Below are 15,407 nucleotides of genomic sequence, written 5' to 3' on the forward strand. Positions count from 1 at the left end.
GAGTTTCAATTTCCAATCACTAATCACCATTCACTATTCACTTCCCGTCCACCGGAGGAATCATGAAACACCATAAAATAGCCTTTACTTTTGTGGGGCTGGAGGCTGCTGTTGCCTCGGCTTTGTTTCTGCGTCAGAATCCCGAGACTGAGCTGGTCGTCACCAGCGCCGAGAAGTTTCCGGAGAGGCTTGACGAGTTCTCAGACCGGAAAAACCAGGATTTTTTCATCATCGGCCTGGGCTACCGCGACCGCGAGGAAGAGATGGAAAAAGCGCTGAGATCAATTTTGAAATCAGGTAATAAAGTGACCTGGTTCTGCACAGCCCTTGATTTAGCGTATTTCAAAAAACAGTTCAAGGACAAGATCGAATTTCTCACCGGGAAAACCGAACTTTCCCTGCTGATTGCAGGCTGGCTGGGTTTGAAAAACGATAAGAGCCCTTTGCGGCATCTTGATCACAGGCATTCGGCTGAGGACTGGGAAAATCTGGTGCGTTACGGACTTTCCCGCGCCAAGAATTTCCGCGATTATGAGATGTATCCAGAGATCGTGCAGAAACTGGCCGGATTGAAATCATTGAGTGCTGAAGATGAACTGCGGATGAAAACTTCAGACCCGTATGGCCTATTGATGGGAAATTCCAGCCTGATGAAGGAACTGAGAAATCGGATCAGACTGGTGGGAGGAGACAGCATCTGCAGCGTGCTGATCCTGGGCGAAACCGGCACGGGCAAGGAAACAGCCGCCAGAGCCCTGCATGATGCGAGCAGACGGGCGAACCAGGAATTCGTGGCCATCAACTGCGCGAATTTTACGGAGCAGCTCTTAGACAGCGAACTGTTCGGCTACGTGAAAGGCGCATTCACCGGAGCTGAACACGAACGGAAGGGTCTTCTGGAAGTTGCGGACAAAGGCACCCTGTTCCTGGACGAGATCGGCGAGATGCCGTTGTTATTACAATCCAAGCTCCTGCGCTTCCTTGACAACAAGGCTTTCCGGCGCGTGGGAGGGACCTCGGACATCAGGGTGGATGTGCGCATCATCGCTGCCACCAACAGGGACCTGCAGACCCTGATCAGCAGAAACGGCTTCAGGGCGGATCTATACTACAGGCTGGCCCAGGCCGAGATTCATACCCCGGCTCTGCGCGAACATCCTGATGATCTGGGCGTGATAGCTGATCATTTGTTGAAAAAACTTTGTCTGGAACGCAAAATTGATTCTGTCAAACTCACCCCGCGACAACTTGAGCAGCTGAAGAAGCACCGCTGGCCTGGCAATGTGCGGGAGCTGACCAATGCTCTTCTTACGGCCCTGATCAGCGGGGAATGGGATTTCGAGAAAATATTACTTCCAATTGGGTCTCAAGAAGACGATTTCACGGTCTGGCCTTTAGCTGATTATGAACACGAGTATGTGGAAAAGGTTTACTCGAAATTCGGCTGCAACAAGACACAGTCAGCAAAAGCGCTGGGGATCGCGGTGAATACGCTGAAGAAAATATTAGGTATATAAAGCATTTCAGCATCAGGACTCTCATTAGCGAAAAAAAGACCTAATCTGTGATCCAGGATCACTAGTGTTTTGGGTGGCAAGTGCAGTTCGACAATCCTTGTAGTATTCCGCACGACTCTGTAGCTTTACCTGGACTAGGGACATGCGGACTTATCGGCGGCATTTTTTATCATCTGGGTAACCATCAACTGGCCGAGAAAATCGGGGTTTGCTCTCCGGAACTGGAAGCATGCCTTTCGGAACTTGAAATTCAGGGTAAAACTGTAGTGATGCTGATTGGTGAAGATGGTGTGCAAGCCATTTTCGCTGTTGCGGACAAGGTTAAAGAGAGCAGCCGGCAGGCCGTCTTGGAGCTGCATCAACTGGGAATAAAAACCATAATGCTGACCGGCGACAATCGGCATACAGCAGAGGCGATTGCCGGACAGGTCGGGATCGACATTGCCCTTGGCAACCTATTGCCTGAAGACAAGCTGAAGGAAGTGGAAAAACTTTCTTCCGGTTGTGTTACAGGAATGGCCGGTGACGGTATCAATGATGCGCCTGCGCTGGCATCAGCCAATATCGGCTTCGCAATGGGTGCGGCAGGCAGCGACATAGCGATTGAAACCGCTGATGTGGCGCTGATGGATGACGATCTCCGCAAAATACCCGCTTTTGTACGACTGTCCCAGGCTACATCCAGTATTCTGATGCAGAACATCGGACTGGCACTTGGTATTAAAACGCTGTTCCTGGTGATTACATTCACAGGTCAGCCTACAATGTGGATGGCTGTATTCGCCGACATGGGCACCAGCCTGCTGGTGATCGGTAACGGCTTGAGGCTGTTGCGGAAATGATCTGGAAAATACTTTTATTTTTTTTACTTTCAGGGAATGACAAAGTTAAACAGGTATCCTGTTATGATGATCCCGGTCCCTACTACTGACGCGAATATCAGCAGCAGTTTAAGTTTCATCACTCTCTTCAAAATCAGGAATTCTGGAAGCGAAAGGCCGGTTACGGCCATCATGAAAGCCAGCGCAGTGCCCATGCCGACACCTTTTTCAGTCAAGACGCTGACGAGCGGAATCATTCCTGCGGCATTGGAATAAAGAGGAATGCCGATCAGAGTGACGAGCGGCACTGCGAACAGATTATCCCGTCCGGCGTATCTCGCTAAAAATCCGGCTGGAATATACCCGTGCATCAATGCCCCCAGGCCAATGCCGAGAATTACATATGGTCCGACTGTTTTTAGTATCTCTCCCGTATAATCCCTGGCATAATGGATCTTCTGCTTGAAGCTCTGCTTCTCTAATTCAAAGTGGGAAGCACCCTTGATATCGAATTTTTCCACCAGATGCTCCAAATGAAGGCTTCCTATCACCAGGCCTGAGCCGATTGCTATCAGCAGTCCGCTTCCGATATAGAGACAGGCAATTTTCCAGCCGAACAGTCCCCAGAGCATGACTAAGGCAACTTCGTTAATCATCGGCGAAGCCACCAGGAAGGTGAAAGTGGTTCCCATCGGCACTCCAGCCTCTATGAATCCGAGAAACAGCGGTACTGCGCTGCAGGAACAGAAGGGAGTAACGATTCCCAGCAATCCTGCCAAAACACTGCCTTTAATCCTGTTTCCGCTGCCAAGAATCTTTCTGGAACGCTCGGGCGGAAAAAAAGTCCTGATAAAGGAAACCGCAAAAATGATCACTGTCAGAAGCAGAAAAATCTTAATCGTGTCATAAACAAAAAAATTAAATGCTTCCCCGGAAACGGAATTCAGATTGAAGCCTAGTTTTTTATAAACAAGCCAATCCACCATTGTTTTCAACACAATTACCATCCTTTCAGATTTTTCCAGACATCAGAAAGCATTTATGCTATTTTGCCAAACAGCAAAATACTTGTCAAGGAAAATGACTTCCCCGAATTGGTTAGAAAGGTTGGTTTAGGTTCCGCCTATCGGATTGCGATTCAGCTCTGATCTGTTTAGAATAAATTCAAGGTGTTCAGAGGGAGCCAGATAATTAATCATGAATCAAGACAGCAAAAAAATTGACACCCGCGCTTATTATTTTCTGCTCACCTGCTTGGTGCTGTTTCTGGGGCTGACATTTTACCTGTTTTCCCAATTTTCCGCACCGCTTTTTTTCGCATTGCTCCTGTCAATTCTGTTTTATCCCCTGCATAAAAGCATCTGCAAAGTTCTGGATCGAAAGCTGAACAGTAATAACAAAGTGATTTGTGCCGTTTTTGGGTTTTTCCGCAGTAACCGTAAACATATTGCAACTCTGCTGATCCTGTTATTGACTATTTTTCTGGTGTTGATTCCGCTCGTGAGCGTGATCTCAGTATTTATAAACGAGGCCGGTGAACTTTATACTCAGATTCAGGGTGAAATTTCAGAAAAGATTTCTGATCTTCCGACCGTGTCGGAAATCAACTCCAAACAGGTTAAATTGAATAAACTGCTTGGAAACTACATTCCTGGGATGAGCATTAATCTGGAAAAGTCAATCCGCGAATACTTGCTGCCTGCATTGAAAAACATCTCGTCCTATGCAGTCGGGACAGCTAAAAATATTTTTGGCAATGCCCTGCTTTTCTTAGTCAACCTGCTCGTGCTTCTGATCGGAATTTTTTTCTTGCTCAATGACGCCGGTCGGCTTGGTGCGGTATTGATAAAAATATCCCCTCTGAGAACCAGGGATGAAGTGGAGATTTTTTCGATTTTCAGAGGTCTTGCCAAAGGAATTGTTGTAGGCAATACAGTTACAGCACTTGTCCAGGGGCTGCTGCTGGGTCTTGGATTTTATTTTTTTTCCCTGCCCAGACCTGTCTTTTTCGGTGTGATCGGAGGATTTTTATCATTCATTCCATTTTTCGGGACATTCATTGTCTGGGGACCCGGGCTTTGTTATCTGATTTACATGGAATATTATCTTGCCGGAATCCTGTTTCTTCTCTATTGCCTTATAGTGGTCTCAGGAATCGACAATGTCATCAAACCATATTTCATCAGTGATCACCTCAAACTCAACACAGGGTTGATTCTGGTTGCGATTCTCTCGGGAATCAAAATTTTCGGAGTAATGGGAATCTTTTACGGCCCTTTGATCGTAGCCATTTTTCAGAAATTAATAGAGTTTTATCTGGAAGAATTGAAAAAATCCTCTCAGGACAACCTTTAGTGAAACAGGAATAATGGACATTCTTAGATATCCGGGTGTGTTTTTCCGTCAAACCGGATTCTGCAATTCAACTCCGGATCAGCTTTTAATGCTTGGAGTAGGATTACTGCTGATTTATCTGGCAGTAGCCAGGCATTTCGAGCCGCTTCTTCTGCTGCCGATTGGTTTTGGCGCCCTGACCGCCAATATTCCAAACAACTGCCTTACCTATGACGGTTATTTTTACAGATCCGACCTTATAAATTCCACTGCGCTTATCAGCAGGCTGAATGATCAGAACGAACAATTTTCGAGATACTTAAAGCGATATTTTTCGGAAGATTTGCAAAACAAGATAGCTGTTTTCACTGGCGGCGGGACGCCTGATGTGCAACTCGAACTCAACCTGCTGTCTGAGCTTAATAATCTTCTGAACGGCCCTACTCTTTTTGATGAGGATATTTTTAAAGACTATCAGCTTAACCCGGAAACGCTGAAACTGGCTCATACGAATCTTACTGCGGAAAAACAATTCTTACTGAATCGCCTTCTGATCGAGGAAGTTTATCCTGCTGAAATCCATCCAGGTCCGGGAAAATCATTCGGATTATTTTATTACCTTTATCACGGAGTCAAACTTGTAATCTTCCCGCCCCTGATTTTCCTTGGAATCGGAGCAATGACCGATTTTGGGCCTCTGATCGCCAATACCAGAATATTTCTGCTGGGTGCAGCGACACAATCCGGTATATTCATTACCATGCTCTGCGCCATGCTTCTAGGCTTCACGCCTCGCGAGGCGGCGTCCATAGGCATCATCGGCGGAGCGGACGGACCTGTCACGATTTTCACCGTAGCCAAGCTGGCTCCTCATCTTCTCGCACCGATCCTTGTAGCCGCTTATTCCTACATGGCATTGATTCCGCTGATCCAGCCTCCCATCATGCGGCTTCTGACAACGAGCCGCGAGCGGATGATAATGATGAAGCCGCTCAGGGAAGTGTCACGGCAGGAGCGCATTTTATTCCCAATAGTGGTCACACTGGTCTGCTTGTATATTGTTCCTGCAGTATCCGCCCTGATTTCAATGCTGATGCTGGGAAATCTGATGCGGGAAGCCGGATGCGCGGAAAAACTGGCTGACACTGCCAGGAATCAGCTGATCAACATTGTGACGATTTTTCTGGGTACGGCAGTCGGTACCACTATGCGTGCCGAGACCTTCCTGAACATTGCCACGCTCAAAATTCTCGCACTGGGCACTGTGGCTTTCAGCTTCGCCACAGCAGGTGGAATACTGCTTTGCAAATTGATGAATCTGTTCGGCGCGGATAGAATCAATCCCCTGATCGGAGCGGCAGGAGTGTCGGCCGTCCCCATCTCGGCCCGGGTGGTTCAGAAAGTAGGGCAGGAGGAGAACCCGCAGAATTTCCTCCTGATGCACGCCCTGGGAGCAAGCGTGTCAGGTGTGATCGGAGCGGCGGTCACAGCAGGTGTGCTGCTGGAAATGCTGCGATAACTTCGGTTTTGATTGGTTATTCAAACTTCTGCAGAGATCTTCCTAGCCTCGAATTCCTTTTCCATCCAGTCCGGGCCGTTGACCACTCTGGCAACCAGCATGCCGCAGACATTGTCGCCCACCACATTGATCATGGTCGCCGGAGGATCGACGAGCTGGCCGAGCATGGTGATGATTGGCATGGATTCAGGCGGAAAGCCGAATATCGTGATGATCAGAATTTCACCCAGCATTCCGCCGGAAGGGATTCCGCTGATGACGGTTCCGCAGAGCAGGGCCACTGCCAGCACCAGGAATACTGTCTGAACTCCTGAAAACGGGATGCCGAACAGGCCGAACAGCAGAGCCATCTTCATCACTGCGGCCAGCGAAGAACCGTCGCTGTGCACCGACGCGCCGATATTGACGACGACTTCACGGATGTCGTTGGGAAGACCCATTTTCTTGGCTGCTTCCAGATTGATCGGCAGAGTGGCCAGGCCGCTGCCTGTACCCCATGCAGTCAATGCCGACGGGAGAATGTTGGCCCAGAAGGCTTTGAGCCCTTTCATGCCGGCGGAAAGCCAGACATAGAAGGTGAAGACTATGGCGAAATATCCTATGGAAAGCGGATAATAAAGAGCCATTGCCCTGATGTATGAACCGAACAGCTGTGTCCCGAAGGTTCCCACCAGATAGGCGAAATAGGCTCCAAGCCCCACTGGAGCGTAGAGCATCACATACCCGATCGCCTTGGTCATGACCTCGTTTCCTGAGATCAGAAAATCCGCGAAAGGTTTAGCCAGCGGCCCTGCGGCAGAAGCAGCCAGGCCGATCATGAAGGAGAAGACGATCAGAGGGAAAATGCTTTTCTTGGAAAAAATCTCATTGAAATCCGGTACAGTAAGGGTTCTGACCAGCTGCTGACTCAGCGATATTTTTTCGATATTTACAGGCTGGTCCATGGCAATTTTGTTGCCCTGGGTCGGCGGGTATAGATTGACGCCGATCAGCATGATGACAGCAGAGATCAGCCCGGTCACGACAAAGACCACGACCATCCAGCCGATGATTTTCCCCAGGCGTTTCATATCGCTCATCTTGGCCACTGTCGAGGAGATGGAAAAAAACACCATTGGAACGACAATGGTGAACAAGAGGTTGAGGAAAATATCGCCAAGTGGTTTGAGGACTTCAGCCTTTTCCTTCATTATCAGGCCGATAATTGAGCCGATGACGATTGAGATGATCAGGCAAATGGAAAAACTGTACGCTTTCAGGAATGAATTTTTTATCATGCTCTTGATGATATCCGGACTGGCACGACAAGTTCAAATCTGCATCTTCAACCAGTTAACCAATTGTTGCTGCTTCAGATTGATTGCGATTCTTCCACCACCGGTTTCCCCAGTCAATCATTATCTGATCATCAAATGTTGATCGATATCCGAATCCTTAAATTGGCTGATCGGAATTTAACCCGGTTTCAGACGATCTGTAAAACTGGCACGGGAATAGCTAATACAATTTCATCAATAAATTTTACGGAGGGCAAGATGAACAATCAGAGAATCGATGAAAATATCAGGGAGCTGGCTGTTAAAGCAACCAACCGCATCAGGCGTGCGCAATACATACTCGCAGACCTCATCCGCACTGACGAATCCAATGAAGATCATTACCGCAACATCAGCGCTTTCTGCAATTTTCTGCAGGCCGAGCTGAAGGGCGTGGCACAGTCAGTCAGAAACTAAGCGGAATTTGCCAAAGCTGATAATCATACGACTCAAACGGGCGAATCGGGCGAAAATAAGGGAGCCATGACGGCTCCCTTATTGAAAAAAGACAGATGTTGTTTTTGAGATTTCAGAACAGGACTGAGGCGATGGCCGCTGTCATGAAGCAGGCCAGCGAGCCTGCGATCATGGCTCGCAGGCCGAGCTTTGCCAGGTCGTGTTTTCTGGAAGGAGCCAGTCCGCCGATCCCTGCGATCTGGATGGCAATGGAACTGAAATTGGAGAATCCGCAGAGTGCATATGTGATTACTAATTTAGCCCTGTCCGAGAGGTCTGCCACATTCTTCATCAGATCCCCGAAATGCAGATATGCCACAAATTCGTTCAGAACTGTTTTTTCGCCGATCAGATAGCCTACAGCCATGGCGTCTTTCCAGGGTGTGCCCATCAGCCAGGCAAGAGGCGCAAGCAGGAAGCCGAAGATCACTTCCATTGAGAATTTCCAGGCTCCGGAAAAACTGCAGGAAGAAGCTTTCACTGCGGCTCCGTTTTTGGTGATGGAATAGCTGATTTTTTCCTGCCGATCTGCATAGAGATTTTCATTGATCTGGATTTGAGTCCCCTTAATGGCTTTGATCGTTCCCTGGAAGATCATCAGTTTCTGAGCGCCATACTGGGGTTTTTCCAGGGCCAGGGTGATCTGCTGGCCGGTCAGGCTTTCAGCTTCAGCAGGCGCGATTTCTTCGCTCAGGACCAGGACATGAGGATCCTTGCCGATCAGGCGGTTGATGCCGTCGCCTGCTGACATCAGCAGGTAATTGACCATGGCGATCAGGGAAATGAAGGCCATCAGCATGGCTGCTACATTGAGAGCAAGGCCCAGACCTTCGCCTGCACCGCGTGCCGCGGCGTCGATCACATTCACATCCAGCTGCTCCACTTTGACTTCCATGGTGCCCTGTGTGACAGGTTTTCCGGTTTCAGGAACCATCAGTTTGGACATCACCATGGCTGCGGGCGCGCTCATGATGGAGGCAGCCAGCAGGTGGCCTGCGATGGTAGGGAAAGACTCGCGCAGCAGGCCCACATAGGCTGCCATCACGCTGCCTGCAATGGTGGCCATGCCTCCAGTCATTACGCACATCAATTCAGACATGGTCATTTTTTCGATAAAAGGTTTGACGAGCAGGGGGGCTTCAGTCTGGCCCATGAAAATATTGGCTGAGGCGGATAAGGTTTCAGCGCCGCTTGTCTGCATGGTTTTGGCCATGATCCAGGCGAAAAATTTTACCACCACCTGCATCACGCCGAGATAATAGAGCACTGTCATGAAGGAGCAGAAAAAAATGATGGTGGGCAGCACCTGAAAAGCAAAGATGAAACCGAAACCGCTTACATTGGTGATCAGGGAGCCGAACACGAATTTGGAACCTTCGGCAGTGAAATCCAGGAGCTTCATGATCACATCGTTCATGAATTCGAAAAAGGCGCGGCCTGTGTCAGTTCTCAGCACGATCCAGGCAAAGATGAACTGCAGGGCAGTGCCTCCGTAAACCACGCGCCAGTTGATCATTTTCCTATTGTCGGACATCAGCCAGGCGACAAATATCAGGACGAAACAGCCAAAAAAAGCAACGATGCGTTCGCTCTCCATTTAACCCTCTATTATTTTATTCGTATTTCTTGAATGCCAGGCAGGCATTGTGCCCGCCGAATCCGAATGAATTGGAAATCGCTGTTTTCACGGGTATGGCAATAGCCTTGTTAGGTACAAAGTCCAGGTCGCATTCAGGGTCAGGCTGATTGTAGTTGATGGTAGGTGGAATCAGGCCGTGGAGAAGGGTAAGGGCGGTTGCCGCCGCTTCCACGGCACCGGCAGCACCGAGCAGGTGCCCGATCATGGACTTATTGGAGCTGATTTTAAGCTTTTTGGCATGCTCGCCGAACAGGGACTTGATGGCTCTGGCTTCATTGAGGTCGTTGTAATGGGTGGAAGTACCGTGCGCATTGATATATTCGATATTTTCCGGTAATAAATGCGCATCAGAGAGCGTCAATTTCATAGCCCTGCATGCGCCCTCGCCTTCCGGAGCAGGCTGTGTGATATGGAAAGCGTCATCAGTAGCGCCGTAGCCTGCTATTTCGGCATAGATCCTGGCGCCACGTTTCTTTGCCAGTTCCAGTTCTTCCAGAATCAACACAGCTCCACCTTCGGCGATCACGAAACCGTTGCGGTGGAGCTCGAACGGCCTGGAAGCGGTCTCAGGTTTGTCGTTACAGGTGGACAGAGCTTTCATGGATCCGAATCCGGCTACAGTCAAAGGCGTGATTGCCGCTTCGACACCACCTGAAAAGATCAGGTCTGCCTGATTATCTCTGATTTTATGGAAAGCCTCGCCTACGGCATGAGTGCCTGAAGCACAGGCTGAGGCGATGATATAGTTGATGCCTTTGAGGCCGAGGTAGATTGCCAGATTGCCTGAGGCCATGTTGGAAATCATCATGGGTACGAGAAAGGCGCTGACTTTTGAAGGTCCCTTTTCCATCAGCACTCTGCACTGGGCTTCGAGTGTGCTGATACCGCCGATACCGGTGCCCAGGATGGCTCCGGAGCGTTCCGGATTTAAATTCTCGGGCTTAATCCGGGAATCGGCAAGCGCCAGTTTTCCGGCTGCTACTGCAAATTGTGAGAATCTGTCCAGACGGCGGACTTCTTTTCTTTCCACAAAATTTTCAGGGTTGAAGTCCAGTACTTCACCGGCCACCTGAGAGTCATGGTTGGACGGATCAAAGCTCTGGATGCGGCGGGTCGCACTGATTCCAGCGGAAAGTGAATTCCAGAAAACATCGTTGCCTGTTCCGAAGGGGCTGATTACTCCAATTCCGGTGATCACCACGCGTCGCATCATAAGTTCCTCCCGAAATGCTATGAGCCTCTTGCCTTAAGGTTAGAGGCTCTTGGGGTATTAATGCCACTATAATCAAGAACATCCATTAAAACATTCTCTGAACCGCAGAGGCAAGAGAAGTTTCACCGGCAGCACAGACAATCACCGGAAGCGATCCAACGGACAGCCTCGATCGGACCGATTGTCCGACAAGCGGTTACTTGTGCGAATCGATATAATCGACAGCGTTTTTGACTGACTTGATTTTCTCGGCTTCCTCGTCCGGAATCTCGATCCCGAATTTCTCTTCCAGGCTCATGATCAGTTCGACCAGGTCCAGGGAGTCTGCGCCAAGATCATCCACGAAAGAAGCTTCTTTCGTGATTTCCGATTCGTCGACGCCGAGCTGTTCAGCTACTACCTTTTTTACATCATCAAACGTGGCCATTTGAACCTCCTTGGTTTGCACCCGCATATTTACGGGAAATTACAGTTGTCTTATTAAAGATTCCGAACCTGCAGGTCCGGATCACATATACATTCCTCCGTTAATCTGCAAGACCTGACCGGTAATGTATTTCGATTCCTCTCCAGCGAGGAAAACCGCGGCTGCAGCGATTTCCGAGGGACTTCCGAAGCGACCTAGCGGGATAGCGGCAAGCATTTCATTTTTAACCTGCTCAGGTAAGGCATCCGTCATGGCGGTCTTGATGAAACCAGGGGCGATGGCATTGACCCTGGCACCCTTTTTAGCGATTTCACGCGCCAGAGATTTAGTCAGGCCAATCAAACCTGCCTTGGATGCCGAGTAGTTGCATTGTCCGGCGTTACCCATCATCCCGATGATGGAAGAGATGTTTATGATCGAACCGCTTGATTTCAGGATGTGTTTCAGAGAGAGCTTGCTGCAGAGAAATGCGCCTTTCAGGTTGATGTCCAGTACCTGATCCCATTCCTCTTCTTTCATCCGCAGCAGCAGGTTATCCCGGGTGATGCCTGCGTTGTTTACAAGGATATCGAGACCTCCGAATTTCTGTACCGTAGTTTCGACAAGCCTTCCGACGTCATCGGAGTTGATGACATTGCAGACTGTAAACTCGACTGTCCCGCCTGCGCTCTTTAGTTCCAGCGCAGTCTCGGAAAGCGGTCCTTCCATCACGTCTGAGAGCATGACTCTGGCCCCTTCGGCCAGGAACCGGATCGCAATCTCCTTACCGATGCCTCTCCCTGATCCCGTGATGATCGCGGATTTGCCCTGCAGTCTCATTGTCTCTCCATCTCTGTTTCATTGTTTTTATCTTCAAGTTCCTGGGAGACTTTTCTGATATCTTCCACTTTGCTCACATTGAAGACTTTAGCTTCACGGTTGATCTTGCGGACCAGACCTTTCAGCACATTGCCCGGGCCGATTTCAACAAAGGTATTATATCCGCGGGAACACAAATTTTCAACACACTTGGTCCAGAATACCGGGCTGTTAACCTGGCGGGTGAGGTTTTCCCTGATTTCGTTGACATCGTCGCTCGGTTCGCCGCTGACATTTGCGAAAACCGTCAGGCTGGGGCGATTCATCAACAGATGGCTCATCTGGGCGGAAAGTTTTCCTGAGGCAGAATCCAGCAGGGAGCAGTGGAAAGGGCCGCTGACTTTGAGCATGGTGGCCCTGGCGCCTTCGATGCTTTCGGTTTTTTTTATGAATTCTTCCAGTACCGGGACTTCGCCGGCAACGACTACCTGACCGGGAGCGTTAAAGAGTGCGGGAGAGATTACCCCGTTTTCAGAAAGTTTACGGCAGAGATCCCAGACAACTTCGTTGGAAAGACCCATGCAGGCTACCAGGCTTCCGTTGCGGGTTTCAGCCATGAATTCACCACGTTTACGAACGAGCGCGACAGCATCTCGGAATGAGAAGACGCCGGCTGCAAGCAGGGCTGAATATTCTCCCAGGCTGTGCCCGGCTGCTGCGCTGAAACTATCAAAGTGGCGTGAAAACTGCCTGTACATCGCGTATTCCACTGTCAGAAGAGCAGGCTGTGTATTCTGCGTCTGCTTCAGTTTGTCTTCAGGACCTTCGAAACAGAGTCTGGCAAGGTCAAAACCCAGGACTTCAGAGGCTTTCTCAAAATCGTCGCGGACTTCGGGATAGGTATCAAAAAAATCCTTTCCCATTCCTACATATTGTGAACCCTGTCCGGGAAACAGCAGAGCAACTTTCATCATCCCTCCTATTCAGTTTCCTTGAGATATTTGCGGAACTCATCCGTCAGTGCAGGAACTATTTTGTGGAGATCTCCCAGAATCCCAAATGTCGCCACTTGAAAGATCGGTGCATTTGGATCTTTATTCACGGCGATGATCACTTCGGAACTGCTCATACCGGCCAGATGCTGGATCGCCCCTGATATCCCGCAGGCTATATACAGCTTCGGCCGCACAGTTTTTCCAGTCTGCCCTACCTGATGTTCCTTGCCGATGAATCCTTTGTCTACGACTGAGCGGGAAGCGCCGATTTCCGCGTTTAAAACCTGAGCCAGCTTTTCGATGGTCTTGATGTTGGCTTTATCGCCGATGCCGCGTCCGAAGGAAACAATCACCTGGGCTTCTTCGAGATTAACATGGTGGATTGCTTCTCTCACGACTTTCCTGATTCTGGTGCGCATGTCTTCTTTTTTAAGAATGACATTGAATTCAATCACACTACCGGAAATTTCTGCGCTGTGTTCGGGCATTTTCATCACTTTTGGACGTACTGTAGCCATTTGCGGCCTGTGATTCGGAGAAATGATCGTGGCCATTATATTCCCGCCGAAAGCCGGTCGGGTCTGAAGCAGGATTTTTTCTTCGGGGTCTATGTCCAGTTCAGTGCAGTCAGCCGTAAGTCCGCAGTAAAGGGTGCTGGCCACTCGCGGAGCCAGATCGCGCCCATTATGAGTTGCCCCGAACAGGACGATCGCCGGTTTTACTTCCTTGATCAGCTGCAGCAAAGCCTTTAAATAGACATCAGTCTGATAATTCTCCAGCAAGGGGTTGTCGATCAGATAAAGCTTGTCCGGGTTGTAATGCAATACTTCATCCCGGATCTTGGCAAGCTTGTGTCCCATCACGACCATACTGGATGTTTCCCCGAGCAAGGCGGCTAATTCACGGGCTTTTCCGAGCAGTTCCAGGCTTACATGCTTCAGTTTTCCTTCCAGCTGCTCGCCGACTACCAGTACTCCCTTATGGTCGGAAAAATCGCGGGCTGGTTTATTCTGGATCACGCCTTCATAGGCGATGGCGGCGAATTTGCATGTGCTGATGCAGGCCCCGCAATTGGTGCATTTCTGGTTGATCACTGCTTTATTATTGATGATCTCGATCGCACCATACATGCAGGGACGCAGGCACTGGCGGCAGCCGACGCACTTTTCGGCGATGATTTTGACCTTCATCCGTTTATCCTTTCAGTAAATTGCTGGCGATCACCAGCCGCTGGATTTCAGATGTTCCCTCATAAATCTCGGTGATCTTGGCATCCCTGAAATAGCGTTCCAGCGGATAGTCTCTCATGTATCCGTATCCGCCGTGGATCTGAATGGCCTTGGTGGTAGTATGCATGGCGACTTCTGAGGCATAGAGCTTGGCCTGGGCGGAAACCATGCTCAGGGGCCGGCCTTCGTCTTTGTAAATGGCGGCTTTGTAAACCAGCAGACGGGCTGCTTCGATCTGGGTGGACATATCCGCCAGCATCCATTGAATAGCCTGAAATTTGCAGATCGGTTGACCGAATTGTTTTCTTTCCTTGGAATATTTTGTGGCAGCTTCGAAAGCTCCTGTTGCGATCCCTAAGGCCTGGGCGCCGATTGAAATGCGGCCGTTGTCCAGGACGTCCATGGCAATCTCAAACCCCTGTGCAACTTCTCCCAGAATATTTTCGCGAGGCACAACGCAGTCTTCAAAAACCAGTTCCGAAGTGCCTGAAGCCCGGATCCCAAGCTTTTTTTCCTTGGTGCCTGTGGAAAAACCAGGCATTCCCTTTTCCACAATGAAGGCTGTGATCCTGCCTCGCAGTTTCTTACGGTTGGGCACTACTTTGGCGAATACGATCACGAAATCGGCGATGTCTCCGCCGGAAATGAAGATCTTGGTGCCGTTGATGACGTAATTGTCGCCGTCAGGAATTGCGGTCGTGTCCTGACGGATGGCGTCCGAACCTGCTTCCGGCTCAGTCAGGGCAAAGGCACCGAGTTTTTTTCCTTTGGTGATGGGTGTCAGAAATTTATGTTTCTGTTCTTCAGTGCCGTATTTTGTCAGAGGATAACAGAACAGGGAATTCAGAGCAGCTAAAATTCCTCCTGTAGAAGCACAGACCTTGGAAAGCTCTTCCACGGCGATGATGTAACTCAAAGCATCTGCTGAAGCTCCACCGTATTCTCTTGGTACAATCACAGCCAGAAGATTCATCGCTGCCATCTTTTCTACAGTTTCGTATGGAAAGCGTTCTTCCTCATCGATGATGCTTGCCAGCGGCTCCACTTCTTTCTGCGCAAAATCTCTGACAATCCTTTGAATCATCTTCTGAGCCGGAGTCAGGCTAAAGTTCGTCAATTCGTCCTCAATCCCATGTGATCAGA

General features: G+C 49.5%; 12 protein-coding genes and 3 pseudogenes. 5 read left to right on the top strand and 10 right to left on the bottom strand.

What is annotated here, in order from left to right; translation table 11 throughout:
- Positions 1–62 precede the first annotated feature (62 nt).
- Together PHW04_15060 and PHW04_15065 are read left to right on the top strand one after the other, a co-directional pair.
- Entirely contained in the window at positions 63–1,517 is a 1,455-nt protein-coding gene (locus PHW04_15060; GenBank protein MDD2717209.1) for a sigma-54 dependent transcriptional regulator, read from the top strand.
- A gap of 122 nt (positions 1,518–1,639) precedes the next feature.
- Positions 1,640–2,359, top strand: a pseudogene (locus PHW04_15065) (HAD-IC family P-type ATPase).
- 29 nt (positions 2,360–2,388) lie between these two features.
- Here the strand turns inward: PHW04_15065 and PHW04_15070 are convergent.
- Positions 2,389–3,336, bottom strand: a complete 948-nt coding sequence (locus PHW04_15070) for a permease (GenBank protein ID MDD2717210.1) — start codon at positions 3,334–3,336, stop codon at positions 2,389–2,391.
- A gap of 199 nt (positions 3,337–3,535) precedes the next feature.
- Here PHW04_15070 and PHW04_15075 point away from each other — a divergent pair, with 199 nt between their 5' ends.
- Entirely contained in the window at positions 3,536–4,693 is a 1,158-nt protein-coding gene (locus tag PHW04_15075; GenBank protein MDD2717211.1) for an AI-2E family transporter, read from the top strand.
- An 88-nt stretch (positions 4,694–4,781) separates the two neighbouring features.
- Complete coding sequence (locus PHW04_15080) at positions 4,782–6,191, top strand: sodium ion-translocating decarboxylase subunit beta (protein MDD2717212.1); 1,410 nt, start codon at positions 4,782–4,784, stop codon at positions 6,189–6,191.
- Between the two features lie 20 nt (positions 6,192–6,211).
- Here PHW04_15080 and PHW04_15085 read toward each other — a convergent pair whose 3' ends face one another.
- Complete coding sequence (locus PHW04_15085) at positions 6,212–7,468, bottom strand: dicarboxylate/amino acid:cation symporter (GenBank protein MDD2717213.1); 1,257 nt, start codon at positions 7,466–7,468, stop codon at positions 6,212–6,214.
- 258 nt (positions 7,469–7,726) lie between these two features.
- Here PHW04_15085 and PHW04_15090 point away from each other — a divergent pair, with 258 nt between their 5' ends.
- The gene (locus PHW04_15090; GenBank protein MDD2717214.1) at positions 7,727–7,924 is read left to right on the top strand and encodes a hypothetical protein; all 198 of its coding nucleotides are present in this window, start codon (positions 7,727–7,729) and stop codon (positions 7,922–7,924) included.
- 112 nt (positions 7,925–8,036) lie between these two features.
- On the opposite strand, the pseudogene PHW04_15095 reads toward PHW04_15090, so the two are convergent.
- The 8 genes and pseudogenes from PHW04_15095 to PHW04_15130 all read right to left on the bottom strand — a co-directional run bounded on the left by PHW04_15095 (position 8,037) and on the right by PHW04_15130 (position 15,381).
- Positions 8,037–8,408 (bottom strand): annotated as a pseudogene (locus tag PHW04_15095) (nucleoside transporter C-terminal domain-containing protein).
- 303 nt (positions 8,409–8,711) lie between these two features.
- Positions 8,712–9,560, bottom strand: a pseudogene (locus tag PHW04_15100) (Na+ dependent nucleoside transporter N-terminal domain-containing protein).
- Between the two features lie 16 nt (positions 9,561–9,576).
- Positions 9,577–10,812, bottom strand: a complete 1,236-nt coding sequence (fabF, locus tag PHW04_15105) for a beta-ketoacyl-ACP synthase II (protein MDD2717215.1) — start codon at positions 10,810–10,812, stop codon at positions 9,577–9,579.
- Between the two features lie 199 nt (positions 10,813–11,011).
- Positions 11,012–11,242 carry an acyl carrier protein gene (gene acpP, locus PHW04_15110; GenBank protein MDD2717216.1) on the bottom strand — a complete coding sequence of 77 codons (231 nt, stop codon included), beginning with the start codon at positions 11,240–11,242 and terminating at the stop codon, positions 11,012–11,014.
- Between the two features lie 81 nt (positions 11,243–11,323).
- Positions 11,324–12,061: a 3-oxoacyl-ACP reductase FabG gene (gene fabG / locus PHW04_15115; protein MDD2717217.1), complete on the bottom strand. Its 738-nt coding sequence runs from the start codon at positions 12,059–12,061 to the stop codon at positions 11,324–11,326.
- Entirely contained in the window at positions 12,058–13,011 is a 954-nt protein-coding gene (gene fabD / locus PHW04_15120) for an ACP S-malonyltransferase (protein ID MDD2717218.1), read from the bottom strand. Before fabD ends, fabG begins: the two co-directional genes overlap by 4 nt.
- A gap of 8 nt (positions 13,012–13,019) precedes the next feature.
- Positions 13,020–14,225: an FAD-binding protein gene (locus tag PHW04_15125; GenBank protein MDD2717219.1), complete on the bottom strand. Its 1,206-nt coding sequence runs from the start codon at positions 14,223–14,225 to the stop codon at positions 13,020–13,022.
- 4 nt (positions 14,226–14,229) lie between these two features.
- A complete protein-coding gene (locus PHW04_15130; GenBank protein MDD2717220.1) occupies positions 14,230–15,381 on the bottom strand; it encodes an acyl-CoA dehydrogenase in 1,152 nt (383 codons plus the stop codon).
- Positions 15,382–15,407: the final 26 nt, after the last annotated feature.

This window comes from Candidatus Wallbacteria bacterium, from assembly GCA_028687545.1.
Taxonomy (GTDB): Bacteria; Muiribacteriota; JAQTZZ01; order JAQTZZ01; family JAQTZZ01; genus JAQTZZ01.